The organism is Campylobacter ureolyticus (assembly GCF_027277485.1).
In the GTDB taxonomy this organism is placed as follows: Bacteria; Campylobacterota; Campylobacteria; order Campylobacterales; family Campylobacteraceae; genus Campylobacter_B; species Campylobacter_B ureolyticus_B.
Map to the genome: position 1 here is coordinate 17,476 of NZ_JAPXGQ010000017.1, position 17,491 is coordinate 34,966.

A 17,491-nucleotide genomic window follows, 5' to 3' on the forward strand; every position below is an offset into this window, starting at 1 on the left:
ATTCTATTATATTAATATAAATTATATTCTTTTAACTGATACCTAAACTTGTAGGTTTTGAAATTCCTTTTTCTTTTTCTTTTGTTTTAGTTATTTTTGATACAGCTTCTTTTGATAATTTTTCTATATTGCTTAATTCTTTTTCTGTGATAGCATTATTTTGTTTATTTATAGGATTTTCATTTTCTTTATTTTGTTCTTTATCATTATTTTTATTGTTGTTTTCGTTAGGAAAATTAAATTTTCTATCTAGTCCATATGAATTTGTAAAAGCAACTAAAAAAGCTTCTAAATTATCATCTCCAAGACCTTTTCCTGCTTTTGCAAGTTCATCTATTCCACCATCAATGGCTTTTTCTATAGATTGAGTATTAACTTTAATCTTATATTTTTTATTTTGATCTTTTTCAAAAATTTTTTTCCAATCTCTTTTGTCATCTTCATTCAATACATTATTTGTTATTTTTTCAGTGCCAATATTTATGAGCTTTTCTAAATTTCCATCTTGAAATAAATTTCTTCCCATTGGTGCATTAAAATCTAATTTATTTCCACTTGGAGTTTGAATTTCAAAATTTAAAGTTTCTTTAGGAAATTTATTTTTGTTAAAATTTTCTTCTTTAACTATTTGGTCTAATTCATTAACCATCTGCATAACAGCGATAGCACTATCGCCACTATGAATTTTGTCAAAAATACCAGTTTTTTTAAAAAACTTCTTAAACTCAGGACTAAAATTTTTATCAGGTGTGATTTTTATGGAAAAATTTGGTTTTTCTTCATTTTCTTTAGTGTTTTCTTTGTTTGTTGATATATATTCATCATTTTTGATATTTTCATTTTCCATTATAAATCCTTTATTTTATAATTTGATTAAAATTTTTATTGTAATTGGCAATATTTGAAACAACTTTTATGTTATAAGTGTTGTTATTTACTTTTCCGTTATAACAATTTAAAGCTTTATAGTTTAGTCCCCACTTATTGATACATCTTTTCAAAACAATTGCTCCAAATCCAATGTTAATATCAGGGTTAAATAAATCTTTTTCTTTATAACCCATAGATTTTAACTCGGGCAAATGAATAGAATTAATTTGCATAATTCCTATATCATAACTTCCGTTGTCATTTTTTGCTACTTGATTAGGATTTAAACTGCTTTCTGTTTTTGCAATTCCATATAAAAGCAGTGGTGAAATATTGTTTAATTTTCCGTGTTTTATAAAAAGATGATTAAATTCACTGCAAATTCCTAAATTTACTACCAATAAAAAAAGAAGTAATTTTTTCATTTTTACTCCTTTTTATATTTCAGGTTTTCCATTTTTATCATTTATAAAACCTATTTGGCAACCTTTTGTCTTCCAACCGCTACAAGACCAATAATAGCCATCTCCTTTTTTGTTTTTCCATCTATTGAGAGCAGAGCCACATTTAGGACAAAAATACTTTGGTATGTTTGGTTTTCCATTTAGGTCTGGATAAATCTCAGAGCATCCATTTTTCCAATTGCTACAACCCCAAAAGTCTTTGCCAGTTTTTTGTGAGTGTCTTTTTTGTAAAAATCCTTTTCCGCATTTACAAGGATATGTTTTGTCAATTCCGTTAAAATTTTTATCTAGTAAAGCATTATTTTTTATAAGCTCTATTTGTTCTTCTACTTCATCAAATACTCTATTTAAAAAATCATCTCTACTTAAATTTCCATTTTGAATTTCAAGTTGTTGTTCATACCAAAGAGCGGTCATATCGGGAGTTGATAAAATTTTAGGTGCTAGAGCTATTAAATCCCTACCTTTTTTAGTTGAGATTATGGATTTTTTTTCTTCTCTTATATATTCTCTTTCAAAAAGATTTTTGATGTGTTCTGATCTAGTGGCTGGTGTTCCAATTCCACCATTTTCCCCTTTTTTATCTTTATCTTTTTCTTTTAAAAGAGTTTTTATTTTTTCATCTTTTACATATTTACTTATCGAAGTTAAATCTTTAAGTAGTGTTGGCATTGTATAATATGGCTTTGGTTTAGTCTGCTTTTTATTTATCTCTATATTTAATGTTTGGCAATTGCCGCTTTCCAAAAGTGATAAATCAAAACTATTTTCTACTTCATCATCATTTTTTTGTTCGCTGTCGTTTTCACCACTAAAAAGAGAAAGATAGCCGTTTTTTGTGATTTTTTTCTTACTAGTGGTAAATTTATAATCATTAATAAGAATTTCAATATTAGTTTGTAAATACTGCATAGGTTCATAAAATTGAGCAATATATCGTTTTGAAATTAGTTTATAGACATTTTGTTCATCTTTGCTCATAGAGTTAAAATCAAATGTCGTTTCAGTTGGAATGATAGCAAAGTGTGCTGTAATAAACTCATCATTGAAAGCTCTGCTTTTTAAATTTGGATCCGCATTTTTTATTATATTTTCAAAGTCGCTTAAATTTGATTTTATCGAGTTCAAAACATTAGTTGAACTTTCCCACATATTAACAGGTAAATATTCACAATCTGAGCGGTTATATGTAATGCATTTGTATTTTTCTCTTAAGTCTTGAGTGATTTTTAGAGTTTTGTCTGGTTTAAAGTTAAATTTTTTAGAACAATCTGCTTGTAAATTTAAAAGATTGTAAGGAAGTGGTGGATATTCTAGTTTGTTTTCATTGGTGACATTTAAAATTCCATTTTTACCCAAGCAGATATTCTTAATTTCATTTGCTTCATTTTCATCTGTGATTTTTTCATCTGTTTTTAAATTTGCTAAAATTTCAGCTTGATGGGTTTTAAATTTTCCAGTTAAAGTATAATAAAAACTACTTTTATGACCTTCTCTTTCTAGGTCTCTGCTGACTACTAATCCGAGTATTGGAGTTTGAACTCTGCCAACACTGATAACACCTTTATAACCATTATTTTGTGCTTTTGTAGTATAAGCTCTTGTTAGATTTATACCAACAATCCAATCTGCTATACTCCTAGCAAAGCCACACTCACTTAAATTACTAAAATCGTTATTTGATTTCATATTTTTTAATTCGGATCTTACGCCTTTTTCGGTTAGATCGTGTAACAAAAGTCTTAAAACTGGTTTTTTATTATTTGCATATTTTAAAATTTCATCGATTAGAATTTGACCTTCTTCATCAGCGTCACCGCAATTTATAATAGTATCTACATCAGATCTTTTTATTAAATTACAAATTATTTTTAATTGTTCTTTTGAACTTTGTATCGGTTTATATTTAAATTCATCTATTTTTAATGGTAAATCTTTCAAATCCCATTTTTTAAAATTTTCATCATAATCTTCTGGCATATATAATTCAAGTAGATGCCCAAATGCCCAAGTGATAATATTTTCGCCTTTTTGAAAAAAACCATCACCATTTTTATATTCTCCATCTATACCTGCTGCAATTGATTTTGCAAGAGCTGGTTTTTCTGCTATAAAAAGTTTCATATAAACTTCCTTTAATTTTTGTATAATTTAGCAGAGAAAATCTCTGCTAAAAATTTAAGACATTGATTTACTCTTAGTGGTTTTTTTGGTAGCTTGTTTTAGTATCTTTTGCTCACCTAAATTACCACTATTATCAATTGGAGTAATCGACTTTAATACAGCACCTTGTGTTTTTACAAAATCAATCTCAACCATAGCTGATCCACCTTTTATTTTTTCAACTGTTTCCATTAGTTGTGGATATTTTTGCAAAGTTGAATCTTTTTTTGCAGATAATGTAAAATCACAACCATTTTGAATTTGGGCATTAAATTTGTCAATTAATTTATTGTCACAATTTTTATCAAATGAATAGCCGTTCATTCCTTTGGTGGCATAAAGTTTTTGAGCTGATTTAATAACTTCATTTGCTTGATTTCTCTCTTCTTCTTGTAGAGTTATGCAGATTTTGTTAAATCCATAAGCCTTTCCATTTTTTCCAATTCCAGATTGATAAAAAGCATCAGCTCTCATAAAAGTATCTTGGTTATTTTGATCTTTACCTTTTATATCAATACCTATTTTATCTGCATCAACTGCTTTTAAAAAATTATCAATATTAGAAATCTTGTAAAATGCATCTCTCGCACCTGGTTTGATTTCTTTTCCATCTTTTTCATAAGGTTTTAATCCACCAAAACCAACTATTGTCAATGTTTCACCTTGTTTATTGGTTGACGAACCAGCACTAACATAAACAGAAGTTATTTTTTTATCGGCAGATGTTGAATTGTTCGGAGTAGTATTTTCTACTTCAACATCTTTTTTATTTGTAGCCATTGTAAATCCTTTTTTTATTATTTTAGAATAACTTTTTTCTCATTATTATCACTTATAAATTTGGCATCTAATGGAAAATTTAAAGTTATAGATTGCTCATCTTGTTTAACTGAAATCTCTGCAAATTTTTTGCCAACTTCAATAAGACTATTTAACTCATTGTTTTTAATAAAACAAATTGCAGTTAAAACCCCTAAACTAATTGCTAGTGCAATATTTAATATAATTAAGCTCCAAGTTCCTCCTTTAAAAAATTTAAGATTTTTGTGTAAAAAATCATCATAGCTTTTTGCTAACTCTGCTGATTTTTTATTAAAATTATCAAGTTCATTAGTTTGTTTATCTAAAAATTTGTTTAGAAATTCATCATAAGTTTGAGCCATATTTTCAAGTCTAGCTGCTAATTTATTCTGATATTCATTTATGGTTTTTAAATTCTGCTCAAAATCATTTTTAATACCATTGAACTGTTCTTCTATATGTAATTTTGCAAAATCTTCTGAGAATTCTTTTAGACTGTTATATATGTTCTTTAAAAGTAAAGCGTGATTTGTTAGTTCAAAAATTTCTTTACTTGGCGGATTTATAAAAAAACTCATTAAAGTTTCAAAATATTTAGAAATCTCTTCCCAATTTTTATTTAACTCATTAATCAAAGCTGTTACAACTTCGTTGTCTGGCATATAGTTTTTCAAACTAACATAATTATTTTTTTGAGCATCCAGTAATTTTTTGAAATTACTAATAGTTCTTGAATAATCCAATACAATTCTTTTATTTTCGTCATTTATTGCGATACCTAAAGCTTTAAAACTTTCTTCTAGTTTTAGTTTTTCTTTCAAGCTTTCCTTTTGAATATTTTCTTTATTTAAGTTGGTAGTATCGTCAATATCAACATTTGTTGTTTGAATTACTTCATTAACTATTTTTTCTTTTTCTTCCATTATTCTTGTTCCCAACAATTTTTATTTATTGTAATTTTTTGATAATATTTTGGCTGACAAAAAGATATATGACTTCTTTTACAAAATTTTGACTTGTTTTTAACTTCTTCAACTGAATTTTTATCTTTTGCCTTTAATGAGTTGTAAAAAGTTTGTGGTATTTCATTTTTAGTTATTCCTTTATCCCATTCATCAATAGGAAAAAATTCACCACTGCAAGTATATTTTACTTTTATATCTGTATATTTACTTGTTTGAAGTAATTTGCAACTTTTTGGTAAGTTAGGGTTTATTCTTGCTGATATTGGTATATGTCTGCATCTTCTTTCTCCGCAAATTTCCTTTGTTTTATATTCAACTCTTGAATTTAAATACTCTGTATTGCAAGGCTCTGAAATATAAACTAAAATATTGTCTCTTAGTTTTTTAAATTCAGCATCATTTTCACCACTTTCTCCAACAGGGCATAGTTTTAAAAATGCTTTTCTTGCATTTAGTGTATCTTCCCATTTTTTTTCTTTGATTGAAAAAAATCTATTAAGAGATGGTTGGCATTCTCCTGGTTTTACAGAACTACTAAGACATAAAATAGCTTCGCAACTCAATCTCGTGTCACCAGTAAGCAAATCAACTTCAACTGCGTTTAATGAGCCAAATAAAATAGCTACTAACAAAATTATTTTTTTCATTTTGTCTCCTTTGTGTGAAAAAATAATATATTTACTAAGTCTTTTTTATAATTTATTGAATCTAATGGTCTAATTTCTATATTCGCATTTACATCGTTTTTAATAAAATAATCTTTATATTTCTTTGCTAATGGTTCGTATCCTAAAATAATCAATTTATCAGCATTATGTGCCAAATAAAATGTTTTAACAATTAAATCATTTTTAATTAAAGTATCTTTATCTACTGGACTCAGATAAATATTGTAAGTCCAATTATTATTTTCTAAAAAATTATCTTTAGGAACACTATATTTTCTATCCACAATTAAGTTATGATTTATTGATATGGCTGAACCACTATCTAATTTAATTGGCTTTGGCGGTTTTGAGCAACCATTAAAAAGAAAAATCAAAGATACAAAAATTATAAATTTATTCATAAATTTCCCCTTGTTTCAAAATTTTCATACTCATCACTGTTATACTCCTCATCTTCTATATTTATATTGTCTAATGCATTTTCTATCTCAGCATCTTCTTCTATTGGCAACTCATTAAGTCTTTTTTCTATATTTTCTTTTAAATAATTTTGTAGTGTCTCTTCATTTTGAAGTGGTATTTTTATATAAGTTTCACCGTTTTGAATTGCAGTTTCAAGCTGTTTTCTATTAGGAATTCCTTTTATATCTTTAAGAGTTGGTGAAATTTCTTTAAATTTATCCATAAAATATTTGTTTGAATAATATAGAGCCTTTTTGCATTTAATCGGTGATTTGCCCTCTATTTTGATAATTTCTGTATCAAACGGCATCTCCTCGATCTCTTTTGGAAGCATTAAAACTCTACTTGTTTCACTTTCACTACCTCCACCGCCTTGACCTAAATTTCTGCTTCTTTGCTTAACTGTTTTTGTGCCAAGAGATTCACTTAATCTTTTTGCATCATCATCTTTCATCGCGTAGTAAATTCTACAAGCGTGATTTTTTAGCAAGGTATTTGCTTCTGCTTGTCCATATCCTTCTGGTTTGTTGTTGGTAAGTTGAGAATCTGCTTGATATATTATTAGGCTTCTTAAGTCATATCCAGCCATAAATGATATAGCTGATGAATAAGTTGCCAAATATCCACTTGCTGTAAATTCATCCATTAAAAGAAGGCAAGGGTGTTTTAGCTCTTTATTTGATTGTGGTAAGCCTTGCTGAACATTTATTAAAATGAGCTGTTGCCAAAATATATTCAAAATAGGCTTTGCAGAAGCCAATTTATCAGGCGTAATTCCAATATAAATTGTCATTTTTTTACGCCTTAAGTCCCTAAAATCAAAGTCATTTGCAGAAGTAGCTAGTCTCATATTATCAGCTCTAAATATTGCTAATGGGGATATAAAACTACCCATTGCTGAACTTCTTTCATTATCGCTTTTAATTTCAAAGAATGCATCAATTCTTTCTTTTGCCTTTGGAGATACCATTTTCATTTCTACTAAAGTATTATAAGTATCTGCAAAATTTGATATAGTTTTTATCTCTCCATCGGCTATTTCTACTTCAAAATTTAATCCCTCACTTAATTTTAAGATTCCATATAAAGAGAAAGAGCATTCAAGTTTATATTTTTGTAAAAATGCTATACCTTTTCTAGTCCCAAGCAGGTCATTCATCATATAACAAAGTCCAATAAAAAGATCTTTTGCTTTTCCATTAAAATAATCAGTTACTGAACCATCGTTTTTTAGCGGATATAAAATATTTGCAAAGTCATTTAGTTCAGCATCGGCATTTTCGCCTTTCATATCTATGTAATATAATGGATTGTAACGATGAGTTTTAAAACTATATGGATTGAATAAAAATATATCTTGTTTTAGAATTTCTTTTCTATATTTACTGGTATATTCAAAACATTCTAATTTTATATCTTGAACAACGCAAGAATTCGGATAATCAAGCAAATTTGGTATAACTATACCAACACCTTTTCCGCTTCTTGTTGGAGCTCCAAGTGCTACAAATTGTTGCCCACCAAATCTCAAAAGCTGGTTATTATACATACCTATAATAATTCCGTTATTATCTATTTTTCCATCTTTTCCTTTTTTAGGAAATAACCCCATTTTTCTTATATCTGCTGAGTTTGCAAATCTTGCATTTCCATATAATTTTTCTTTTTTTGGTATAAAGGGGAGTAAGAAAACTACACTAAAACTTAAAAATAGAGAAATAGCCAGTGCTTCATATACTTTTGGATAACCATTAATTAAGGCTAAAAATGTAAATTCAGGCTTCCATACTTTTGGAAGTAGTTTTAAGGCGTCATTTAATACAAATATTACAACACTTGTAAAAAAATAAGATATAACAATAGCAACAATAGATAAAAATATGATTTGAGCTTTATTTAATTTATTTTGCATTGCTTTAAAACCTCATTTTGTTAAATTTCATACAAAATCCTTAACTTCTTTAAAAATTCCATCAAAGTTTTTATATAGTTTTTGTTCGTATAAATATTCAGCTACTCGCCTAATTCCGTTATGCTCTTTTTTAAAGACTATTACTAGATCGATGATATTTTTTATAATGTCAAGTATCATATCTTTACCAAGAGATCTGGCAATTTCATTTTGCATAGACATCATTGCTAGTCTGTTGTAGCAATTTTTGACACTTCCTGCGTGACAACTTGTCATACTTCCATTATGTCCGCTTGAAATCACATTTAAAAAATCATATGTTTCAGCTCCCCTAACTTCTGCAAGCAAGATTCTGCTTGGCTTCATTCGAAGGCAAGATTTTAAAAGAGCTGTTGAGTTTAGAAAATCACTTTCTTTTGCTTCGCTTGGATAAAAGAGTTGTTGATAGTTTTTATGTTCGTAAAATCTTATTTCTTCAACATCTTCAATGGTTATAATTCTTTCATCTAGCGGAATAAAATCAATAAAAGTTTTCATTAAAGTAGTTTTTCCACTTCCAGTTTCGCCACAAATGACAATATTTTTTCCTTGTTTAATGGCTTGAATAAAGAAATCAGCACTATTTTTATCAATTGATCCACTTGATATATAATCATTTAATGTATATCGAACTTTTGATGGTTTTCTAATTGTGATTGAAACGATACCATCTTTTGTCGCTGGTGGTATTACGATTTGAACTCTCTCACCAGTTGGCAATACGCAAGAAAGTATTGGTTTTGTTTTGTCTATTTGATCTTTTTTAAAAGAGGCACAAGAAGTAGCAAATGCTATTGCTTTTTCATAATCAAAATTTGCATTTTCATCAATATGCCAATTGCCTTTGCTATCTTCATAAAAAATAGCAGTGCCGCCGTTATAGCAAATTTCGTTAATTGTGTCATCTTGTAAATATTTTCCAAAATATTCATTTGAGTATTTACTTAATGAAACACTGCTTCTAATACCGCTCATTTTTTAATATCCTATTTCTGAGTTATTTTCCAACTCTTTGAGTAATTTATAATATTCATCTCGTTTTTGTTTTAATCTATAAATCTTTAATTTATAGGCTTTAATTTTTTCATCAATATCTTCGATTGTTTTTTGTAAATCTACCTGGTTTATTTGGCTATTTGTATTCATTTTTTATCCTATTTAATTATTTTATTACCTATATAATTAAGCTTATAAACTTTACTAAAATCAATATCTCTGTTTACATAAACTGCTACTAAATCCCCGTGATTTCTATATAAAGTAGGCTCGATATTTATAAATTTTTGTAAAGCAGTATCAGCCATATCCCTTGTTGTCTCTCTTGTATTTTCTGTATAGTCTTTGTTTTGGTTATTTCTATTTCCAGTTCCACCATTTAAAGCCACATTCATAGCATCATCGATTACACTAAGCAAAATAGCAGCACCAAATCTTTGGAGCCAATGATGGTCTATATAGCCTTGAATTCCACTTCCACCAAGTTCATCAGTTGCTCCACTTGATACTGGTATATCTATATTGTTCGGAGTTCTAATTTCTTGCCAAACGACAAAAATTCTATCCATTCCATCATTTAATTGTCCGCTATTAAAAAATCCTGATATTTTTGATCCTTTTTCAATTAAAAGCGTGTTTCCATTTTGAGAATATATGTTTTCAGAAACTGTGCAAGATATACTTCCTTTGATTGTGCTTACTAATTTTGTATTTAAACTACAACCTATATAAGTGCCTTTTGGTAGCAATAAATTTGGATCATATTTGTTTAATTTTGCTATTTTTGGAGTGAAAGCACCAAGTTCATAATCTTTATTAAATTCATTTTTTGGAGTTCTTATTATTTTGCCATTTTCATCAAAACTATAATTATAATTTGGATCGGTAAAATCTACAGGTTTATCTTCTTCGCTTAAATTATTGGAATTTGAGGATGAGTTGGAGTTATTTATCAATAAAGAACTAGAGCTTTTATAAACCTTTGGCGTAAAAGATGTTTTTGTTTGTGCTATTACAAAAGGGTTTGTATTATCAGTATTTTGTAATGTTTCATTTGTTTCTACTTCCTTTTCTTCTTTTAGAACTAGTTCTTGAAATGTTTTAACTGGCGGTTCTTTAAAATCGAAATCTTTTTGCTCTATTTTAGTTCCAATTGCTGTTTCTTTTACTGGCTCATCACTATTTTTATTAGAAAAAAATTTTAAAGCCAAAAGAATTAAGATAATTATTCCAAAAACAATAATTCCTATGCTTTGAAGTTTTTTAGTGCTAATTGCTTCATCATTTAATTCAGATATATTAGTTTTTACTTCTTTATTTTCTTCATTATTGTTTAAAGCGTTTTGACTATTATTTTTTTCGTTACTCATCTTTTATAATCTCTCTTTCTACGCTTCTATTTATAGTGTTATATGTTTTATCAAGCGGATTTTTAGCATATCCATTATTGAAAATTCCAACTAATTTATCACCACTTCTAAGAAGTATTTTCTGAGCTGTTTTGTGAATTACTAATACATCGTAATTTCCATCTTTTTTTAAATGTGTATTTAAAATACTTTCTTTTGATTTTTTATTTACATTTTCATATAAAAAAACAGATGGAATAGTTTTTGTATTGTTAAAGCCTAAATATGTGAAAACTCCATCATCATAAGCAAAATCTGGTGAAATTGTGTCACTTCCTTTATTAATATGCATTAAAAAATCCCAATTTTTAGGGATAGTAACTTTATTAAGTTCGTTTTCAATATTTTCTTTATTTTTTTGAACTTCTTTTATTCTTTTTTCTTCTGCCAATTTGTCTTTTTGTTTTTGTTTGATTTCATCAGGATATGAAAATTCTACCTTATAATTTATATCTTTATCTTCTATGATTTCTAAGTCAAATACATAAATTCTTTCATTTGTAGTGACTATAAGGTTTGTTTTCCAGTCTGTAGAATTTGGTTGTATAACCGCATTGTTTTGTAATTCTACTTCATCGCCATTTTGATCTGCTAAAACTTGTTCTTCTTGTTTTATGATATATGCTTTTGGTTTTATAAATAAAAAATTTTCTCTATCTATTAATTCCCAACCATAACTAAAACCAGTAGCTATATTTATTATTCTTTCATCTTTGCTAAATTCCAACATAGTAACAAAACCATTTTTGCAATTAACCTGAAAAACATCATTTGCGTTATATGTTGCAAAAGTTATTCTATTATCAAATTTTGATATTTTTGGTATGCTTATTCCAAATAGAGTTGAATAAAATATTATAAATAAAAATATAAATTTATGCATAAAACTACCTTTCCACTTCACCATCAACTCTATATGTTAAAACTTTAAAACCTAATGGATTAATTAATCTTTCATTTTCTGTCATTAACGATTGTGGAGAATAATCATATGCAAGAGTTACAATTTTAGCTTTTTTATTTGTAATTGTGCGAGATTTCGCATCTTTATAAATTTGATTAAATCTTATAGTAGCCATCTTCATTCCATTGCTATTTCCAAGAGTAACAGAATTAATTTCTACATCTATTTCAGTTCTATTTTTTAAAATATCAACTCTAGAATTATCACCTTCATATATTTTTAAATAATCAGAACTTACTTCAGGACTAGACCAAATTTGAACAGTGGTATAATCGTTTTGTAAAATATTATAAAAATACCCTTCACGAATTTTTACATAAGAAGTAGTGAAATATTTATCTAATGCTTCATTGTCAGATACAAATTCTGTCTGATTTACAGAAGTTATAATATCTACCATTCCAGTTGTATTGTCAACTCTTATAACATAAGGCTCTACACTTTTTAACGGCGTTAAGAATACAACTGCTGTAACACTTATAATTGATATAAAAATTGATAAAAAAGCTATTAGCCAAGCTCTACGATTTGATTTTTCAACCAAGTATCTGATACTAGCTTCATAACTTATAGCAGTTTTTGTGTCATTATTGTCTATCATTACATTGCCTTTTTGCTTATATTTTGATTTTTGTTTATAGGAACAAATTCTTCACTATCAAATAAAAAATTCCAATCACTTGTTTCATTATGTAAAGTATTTGTCTTTGTTACGCAACCAGTAAAAAGAAAAGTTAAACTTAATAATAAAAATATTATTTTAATAGATTTTATATTTATATACATTATCTACCACCCGTTTTTCTAATTTTGTCTAAAATGAATTTTCCACCTGTTTTTATACCATCATAAGCTCTTGCTGAGCCTTTTGCACCAAACAATAAGCCTTTCGTAGCTCTTTTAGTGGCTAAAGCACCAAAGCCTAAATTTGCACCTAAAGTAGCCATTCCACCTTTTATAGCACCTCTGCTTGCGGATTCTAAACTTACATTTGTCATTTTTTCAGCTAAACTAAGCACCAAATCAACAAAAACCTTTAAACAAATTCCTGCAAATATACAAACTATGGCTACATTGTAATGCGGAATATCTTTAACACCGATTTGATTTAATGCTGTATTTGTGTAGCTATTTATTAAAGTTAGAGCATATCCACAAAATATATGTATAAAAAATAAAGTGATAATATTTGATAAAATCATAGTAACCCATTGAGTAAATATATTTTTTAAAAAAGATCCAAAAATCAGCCCATAAAATGCAATTGGTGCGATAAAAAGTAATATGTAAAAAGATACAGTATTTGTTATAAGTGCAAAAAATAGTCCAAACGCACCTATAAAAAAACCAATCCAAGCCACTATCGAATATAATAAAGCAGCTAAAAATTCAAAATTACTAGAATGTCCTATAAAATTAATTGTAATTGCTCTTGTGATATTATAATAATGCTGTAATTGATTGGGAACAGACATATAATCACTATCTATCAAAGCATATTCTCTGAAACCTCTTATGGCTTCTTTAATTAGACTTATCCATTCATTTGGAAACATACAAATATATATAAAAATAAATTTTAAAAAAGCATCCCATAAAAAATCTTTGAAATTATCATTTGATTTTCCCCAAAGAATTTTGTAACCACGATATATAATCCAACAAAGCAAATAAGTTCCTACGATAGTTAGTAAAACACTGATCAGATTCTCAATGTTTTTTTCAATAGCAGAGTTATACCCAGGATTTCCTATGAAAAAATTATCTATACTTTTAAGTATACTTGTTATGAGATTATCGCTATGAATTTCTTTTGGTGGCATTTTTATACTCTAAAATTAGTTATAAGGGTCAAACGAACCCCAATCAATATAGTTATTCATAAGACGATTAGTTCTATTTTCTAACTCTCTATCTTCCATAATATTTTTTGAATTTTCCCTTTGTTTAGCATATAAATCTATTTGAATTTTTTCTGCTTGCATAAGTGCAACTTGAGCTTGTATTGCATTGTTTAAATCAGAGCTTTCTTTAATATCTTTACTTTTTTGTAGTTTTTTAGCTAATTTATTTATATTTTTCGAATACATACCTATTGTGTCACTTCTTTCTTTATAAAAAACAATATCTTCTATGTTTGCACTTCTTTTTTGATAGCAGATATTTTGCGTAGTTTTATCTACATCAACAATATCTTTACAATAGTCATATTCAAAAAACTTATCCATCAATTTTTTAACTTTTGAGCTTATACTATCTTTTCCGCTATTTTTAAAATCTTTTAACTCTCCAAGAGTTGTTCCAACTTTCTTTGCTTCATCATACACATCTTTTGCTTCTTCTAAAAAAGAAGTAACATCTCTCACACCGCTTTGAGTTGCAAGTTGTTTTGCATATGCATTTAATTGTGCAGAATAGTGAGTTGTAGTATCTACCCACCTTTTAGCTTCTTTTGCCCACTCTGCAATTTGTTTTAAATTTTGAGTAGTCATTTGAGCATTTGCAGCAGCATCAACTACTGGAATACCACTTGCATTTAACAAATTTATGTTTAAAAATAAACATATTAAAACCGTAAAAGAAGTTTTTTTAAAACTTATTTTCATTTTTAACTCCTATAAAGATTTCTTAAATTTTCTAATTTTTCATTATAATTTTTAGATTTATCATTAATTATTTTTTCAACTTCATCAACAAAGGTAGAGCCAGTAGAAAGAATTGCTAGATTTTCTTTTCCAACACTGCTCAAATCTAAACTTACAATTGATTTTTCGCCAGTATTTTTTCTAACTAGAAATTTATATTTATTTGGATCTACGTTTTTTACAAACTCAAATTCTTCTTCACTTAAGTTTAATCTATCTACATAATCCACTTTTTTTGCTTGTGGATTAGCTAAAAGTAGTATTGTTGCACTTTGTTCTATTACCGCTGTTGCTATTTTTGACTTTGCAAAATCTTCTACGCTTTGGGTTCCAAGAACTACAAAACCATTTTGTTTTCTAATGGTTTTTTGCTTATTAAAAACTTCCTTTGCAACTATTTCATTTTGTATCCAATCCCAAGCTTCATCAACTAATAGTCCAAATCTTCTTCCATCGGTTAAATCCATAATTCTCCAAAGAATATAGTAGGCAACCATACAATTTATTTCACTATCTTTTAATAAATCTGTTCCGTCAATTCCATATATGTTTACATCTGTATCATTGAAATTAAGCTCATCTATTTCATTATCGAATACCCAGCCAAATTTATTGTCTTGTGACCAAAGTTTTAAACGAGATTTTAAAGAATTTCTTTCATCATTTCCTTCTGTTAAGTGTTCTAGCATTAAAGAAATTCCATAATTTCTTTCATCTTTTTCAAAATGATGCATTATATAAGTTACAGCATTATTTAAGCTTTCTTCTTCTAGAGTAGTCAAAATTTCATCATTTCTGGTTACAAGCATTTTCATTAAGGTTTGTAATTTTCTAATATTTTCTGCTGTATTATCTATCATAAAAGGATTGAAACCAGTTGGTTTTCCAGCATCTATTGTCAAATACTTTCCGCCACTTGCAAATATGTTTGCACTAGCACCTTTATCTTTGTCTAAAAAGAAAAATGTAGCATTCTTTTTATCTTCAGGTGTTCCTGGTGCAAAAGTATTTTTATCTGCATATTTCTGAAGTTGATCTAATAAAAACCCCATAAGAACTGTTTTTCCCCCACCACTTTTTCCAATAATTAAAGTATTTGCCAATAAAAAAGTGTCGCTAGAAAAGTCTTTTTTATTTTTTCTAGTTTCGTGAAAATTAAAGTAGAATGGCTGTTTATTTGGTGTTTTAAATATTGTTACTGCATCTCCCCATTGGTTATTGCTTCTCTTACCTTTTGCGAAATTATGGAAGGATACTAAACTAGCAAAATTTAAAGTAGATAATGTATGAATTCTTGGTCTAATGCCAAAATTAGCTGGAAATTGCGAAAAATATGTAGCAGGTAGTGCAATACTAGCTAATGTTGTCAAAAAACCCAAATCTCCCAAAGGTTTCATTATTTTATTTGCATTTTTTTCAACTTCACTTACACTATCGCCAAAAACCACTAAAGAAAGATGATATTTTCCAAAATTTAATTCTCCACTGACTAAATTATCTAATGCGGTATCTAATTCTTCTATTTGACTTATTGCATCATCTTCTGCGGCAACTAATCTTTTTCTTTGTTTATCAATATTTCCTTTTGCTTCCACTTTTGGCATTGGAACAAAACTTTGTGTCATAATATATTCTATGTCTTCATACATTAAAAGATCAAAAATACCTGAAAAACTTTCACTTGGATAATCTTTTATTTCTATTGCTTTTATGAATTTTTTTCTTCCATCATTGTAATTTAATTGTGCAGTTGAATTTCCAAACATTATGTCAGTTAAATTTCCAGTCAAATATTCATAAATTGGTGCGTTTGGTGTTCTTACTTTTTGAAATTCGCCTGAGATTAAAAAATTATAAAATTCAAGCTGTTCTGAATATTTTTGACCTTTAATTTCATAATTTTTTAACCTTTTAATGCCAAAATCATTAAAATTTGACTCAATAGTAATAGCAAAGTTTTCAAAAGTTCTAATAAAATTATTTAGCTCTTTAACTCTTTTATCTAGACTATCTTTTATAAAACTAGATCTTAGAGCTTTAGTAGTAAGTGGAGAATATATTGCAGTTAAATAAAAGCTATTATTTTTTAAATCATTTTTACTAAAGCCATCGTAATATTTTTTATTTAAATTTGATAAAAATTCATTTTTAAATATTCCATCAAATTTATCCCAAGTATTAGTCCTAACACTATGGATATAAAAAGAAACATTTTTAGCATCAAATTGTCTTAAAAACATATTGATTTTTTGTTTGTTGAATTCTATAAAATTTTCATTTTCAACTTCAAAGCTTATTCCATTTATGTGCCAAGTTGCCATTATGTCAAAGTTTTTGGTAATTACAACATTGTTTGCAAGTGTTTGGTAAGGTAGATATTTGCTGATATTTGGAACCTTATCAAGCCCTATAATACTTAATTTAGGCATATTAAAATCTATATGATTATTGTTAGAGTATTGATTTGTGATATATGCTTTTTTACTACTGCTAAATTTTTTAGAACTTGGATTTGTAAAAAAGCTTATTTTTAGAAAAAGCAATCTGAAAATAAAGTCATCTTTTTTTGTAATTTCTTTCATAATAAAAATAACAACTGGCAGAAATGAAAGAAAAATTAAATTTGTATATAAGCTTGTTAAACATATGATGGCACAAGCTATAAAAAATGGAGTTATTGGAACTCCAAAAATCATAGCTGGTCTTGTCAAAGCCTTATAAACGACTTCCATAGTTTTTTTAACTCATCAAAAGTTGTGCGACTTCACTGGCACTCGCGATAATTAAAGCACCAATAATGATTGGGGTGCATTCTTGGATAGTTCTCCCACCAAAAAGAACCTTGTATCCAACCACGAGAATAGCAATTGTAACTGTAGCGATTGAAACATATCGGAGCCATTCAGCTACTTTTTCAAGTAGTGATTTTGCTTTTTCCATTCCACCTGCTGCAAGAACAGAATCTGGAAAAATTAATGTTACTAGAAATAAAGCTATAAAAAGATAGCTTAAACTGTTGTGTTTTGAAAGTTTAGAAAGAAAAGAAGGTTTTGAAAGAAGTGTTAATTTTTGATAACCATTATCAAATAACGGCTCTCTCTCTCTCTCTCTCTCTCTCTCTCTCTCTCTCTCT

At 27.7% G+C, this 17,491-nt stretch carries 18 protein-coding genes; all 18 read right to left on the reverse strand.

Annotated features, from left to right (window positions below; translation table 11 throughout):
• Window positions 1-31: 31 nt before the first annotated feature.
• Window positions 32-847 (reverse strand): hypothetical protein, encoded by an 816-nt coding sequence (locus O6B72_RS08460; RefSeq protein ID WP_269492853.1) that lies wholly within the window; start codon window positions 845-847, stop codon window positions 32-34.
• Between the two features lie 10 nt (window positions 848-857).
• On the reverse strand, window positions 858-1,295 hold the full coding sequence (locus O6B72_RS08465; protein ID WP_269492854.1) for a lytic transglycosylase domain-containing protein: 438 nt from the start codon (window positions 1,293-1,295) through the stop codon (window positions 858-860).
• A 12-nt stretch (window positions 1,296-1,307) separates the two neighbouring features.
• A complete protein-coding gene (locus O6B72_RS08470) occupies window positions 1,308-3,458 on the reverse strand; it encodes a DNA topoisomerase 3 (protein ID WP_269492855.1) in 2,151 nt (716 codons plus the stop codon).
• A 54-nt stretch (window positions 3,459-3,512) separates the two neighbouring features.
• Window positions 3,513-4,277 carry a hypothetical protein gene (locus tag O6B72_RS08475; protein WP_269492856.1) on the reverse strand — a complete coding sequence of 255 codons (765 nt, stop codon included), beginning with the start codon at window positions 4,275-4,277 and terminating at the stop codon, window positions 3,513-3,515.
• 17 nt (window positions 4,278-4,294) lie between these two features.
• Window positions 4,295-5,221 carry a hypothetical protein gene (locus O6B72_RS08480; protein ID WP_269492857.1) on the reverse strand — a complete coding sequence of 309 codons (927 nt, stop codon included), beginning with the start codon at window positions 5,219-5,221 and terminating at the stop codon, window positions 4,295-4,297.
• The gene (locus O6B72_RS08485) at window positions 5,221-5,910 is read right to left on the reverse strand and encodes a TrbM/KikA/MpfK family conjugal transfer protein (RefSeq protein WP_016647475.1); all 690 of its coding nucleotides are present in this window, start codon (window positions 5,908-5,910) and stop codon (window positions 5,221-5,223) included. Before O6B72_RS08485 ends, O6B72_RS08480 begins: the two co-directional genes overlap by 1 nt.
• Complete coding sequence (locus O6B72_RS08490; RefSeq protein ID WP_269492858.1) at window positions 5,907-6,332, reverse strand: cag pathogenicity island Cag12 family protein; 426 nt, start codon at window positions 6,330-6,332, stop codon at window positions 5,907-5,909. The genes O6B72_RS08485 and O6B72_RS08490 overlap by 4 nt, the downstream gene beginning before the upstream one ends.
• On the reverse strand, window positions 6,329-8,305 hold the full coding sequence (locus O6B72_RS08495) for a type IV secretory system conjugative DNA transfer family protein (protein WP_269492859.1): 1,977 nt from the start codon (window positions 8,303-8,305) through the stop codon (window positions 6,329-6,331). Before O6B72_RS08495 ends, O6B72_RS08490 begins: the two co-directional genes overlap by 4 nt.
• A gap of 27 nt (window positions 8,306-8,332) precedes the next feature.
• Window positions 8,333-9,319 carry an ATPase, T2SS/T4P/T4SS family gene (locus O6B72_RS08500; protein ID WP_012108061.1) on the reverse strand — a complete coding sequence of 329 codons (987 nt, stop codon included), beginning with the start codon at window positions 9,317-9,319 and terminating at the stop codon, window positions 8,333-8,335.
• Window positions 9,320-9,322: 3 nt separating this feature from the next.
• The gene (locus O6B72_RS08505) at window positions 9,323-9,490 is read right to left on the reverse strand and encodes a hypothetical protein (protein WP_012108062.1); all 168 of its coding nucleotides are present in this window, start codon (window positions 9,488-9,490) and stop codon (window positions 9,323-9,325) included.
• A gap of 8 nt (window positions 9,491-9,498) precedes the next feature.
• Window positions 9,499-10,710, reverse strand: a complete 1,212-nt coding sequence (virB10, locus tag O6B72_RS08510) for a type IV secretion system protein VirB10 (protein WP_269491803.1) — start codon at window positions 10,708-10,710, stop codon at window positions 9,499-9,501.
• On the reverse strand, window positions 10,703-11,632 hold the full coding sequence (gene virB9 / locus O6B72_RS08515) for a P-type conjugative transfer protein VirB9 (protein ID WP_269492860.1): 930 nt from the start codon (window positions 11,630-11,632) through the stop codon (window positions 10,703-10,705). Before virB9 ends, virB10 begins: the two co-directional genes overlap by 8 nt.
• A 4-nt stretch (window positions 11,633-11,636) precedes the next feature.
• Window positions 11,637-12,314 (reverse strand): VirB8 family type IV secretion system protein, encoded by a 678-nt coding sequence (locus O6B72_RS08520; RefSeq protein WP_269492861.1) that lies wholly within the window; start codon window positions 12,312-12,314, stop codon window positions 11,637-11,639.
• Complete coding sequence (locus O6B72_RS08525; protein WP_269492862.1) at window positions 12,314-12,499, reverse strand: hypothetical protein; 186 nt, start codon at window positions 12,497-12,499, stop codon at window positions 12,314-12,316. The genes O6B72_RS08520 and O6B72_RS08525 overlap by 1 nt, the downstream gene beginning before the upstream one ends.
• Window positions 12,499-13,536 (reverse strand): type IV secretion system protein, encoded by a 1,038-nt coding sequence (locus O6B72_RS08530; RefSeq protein WP_269492863.1) that lies wholly within the window; start codon window positions 13,534-13,536, stop codon window positions 12,499-12,501. The genes O6B72_RS08525 and O6B72_RS08530 overlap by 1 nt, the downstream gene beginning before the upstream one ends.
• A gap of 15 nt (window positions 13,537-13,551) precedes the next feature.
• Complete coding sequence (locus O6B72_RS08535; protein ID WP_012108068.1) at window positions 13,552-14,319, reverse strand: TrbJ/VirB5 family protein; 768 nt, start codon at window positions 14,317-14,319, stop codon at window positions 13,552-13,554.
• 2 nt (window positions 14,320-14,321) lie between these two features.
• A complete protein-coding gene (locus tag O6B72_RS08540; protein WP_269492864.1) occupies window positions 14,322-17,090 on the reverse strand; it encodes a VirB4 family type IV secretion/conjugal transfer ATPase in 2,769 nt (922 codons plus the stop codon).
• A gap of 7 nt (window positions 17,091-17,097) precedes the next feature.
• On the reverse strand, window positions 17,098-17,491 hold a 394-nt coding region (locus O6B72_RS08545; protein WP_269492865.1), incomplete at its 5' end, for a TrbC/VirB2 family protein.

Bases quoted from the DNA above. Each gene is read 5' to 3' on its own strand.
- O6B72_RS08530 (WP_269492863.1), bottom strand. From the start codon at position 13,536: ATGCCACCAAAAGAAATTCATAGCGATAATCTCATAACAAGTATACTT.
- O6B72_RS08475 (WP_269492856.1), bottom strand. From the start codon at position 4,277: ATGGCTACAAATAAAAAAGATGTTGAAGTAGAAAATACTACTCCGAAC.
- O6B72_RS08495 (WP_269492859.1), bottom strand. From the start codon at position 8,305: ATGCAAAATAAATTAAATAAAGCTCAAATCATATTTTTATCTATTGTT.
- O6B72_RS08505 (WP_012108062.1), bottom strand. From the start codon at position 9,490: ATGAATACAAATAGCCAAATAAACCAGGTAGATTTACAAAAAACAATC.
- O6B72_RS08485 (WP_016647475.1), bottom strand. From the start codon at position 5,910: ATGAAAAAAATAATTTTGTTAGTAGCTATTTTATTTGGCTCATTAAAC.
- O6B72_RS08470 (WP_269492855.1), bottom strand. From the start codon at position 3,458: ATGAAACTTTTTATAGCAGAAAAACCAGCTCTTGCAAAATCAATTGCA.
- virB9 (WP_269492860.1), bottom strand. From the start codon at position 11,632: ATGCATAAATTTATATTTTTATTTATAATATTTTATTCAACTCTATTT.
- O6B72_RS08500 (WP_012108061.1), bottom strand. From the start codon at position 9,319: ATGAGCGGTATTAGAAGCAGTGTTTCATTAAGTAAATACTCAAATGAA.
- O6B72_RS08520 (WP_269492861.1), bottom strand. From the start codon at position 12,314: ATGATAGACAATAATGACACAAAAACTGCTATAAGTTATGAAGCTAGT.
- O6B72_RS08480 (WP_269492857.1), bottom strand. From the start codon at position 5,221: ATGGAAGAAAAAGAAAAAATAGTTAATGAAGTAATTCAAACAACAAAT.
- O6B72_RS08465 (WP_269492854.1), bottom strand. From the start codon at position 1,295: ATGAAAAAATTACTTCTTTTTTTATTGGTAGTAAATTTAGGAATTTGC.
- O6B72_RS08460 (WP_269492853.1), bottom strand. From the start codon at position 847: ATGGAAAATGAAAATATCAAAAATGATGAATATATATCAACAAACAAA.
- O6B72_RS08540 (WP_269492864.1), bottom strand. From the start codon at position 17,090: ATGGAAGTCGTTTATAAGGCTTTGACAAGACCAGCTATGATTTTTGGA.
- virB10 (WP_269491803.1), bottom strand. From the start codon at position 10,710: ATGAGTAACGAAAAAAATAATAGTCAAAACGCTTTAAACAATAATGAA.
- O6B72_RS08490 (WP_269492858.1), bottom strand. From the start codon at position 6,332: ATGAATAAATTTATAATTTTTGTATCTTTGATTTTTCTTTTTAATGGT.
- O6B72_RS08525 (WP_269492862.1), bottom strand. From the start codon at position 12,499: ATGTATATAAATATAAAATCTATTAAAATAATATTTTTATTATTAAGT.
- O6B72_RS08535 (WP_012108068.1), bottom strand. From the start codon at position 14,319: ATGAAAATAAGTTTTAAAAAAACTTCTTTTACGGTTTTAATATGTTTA.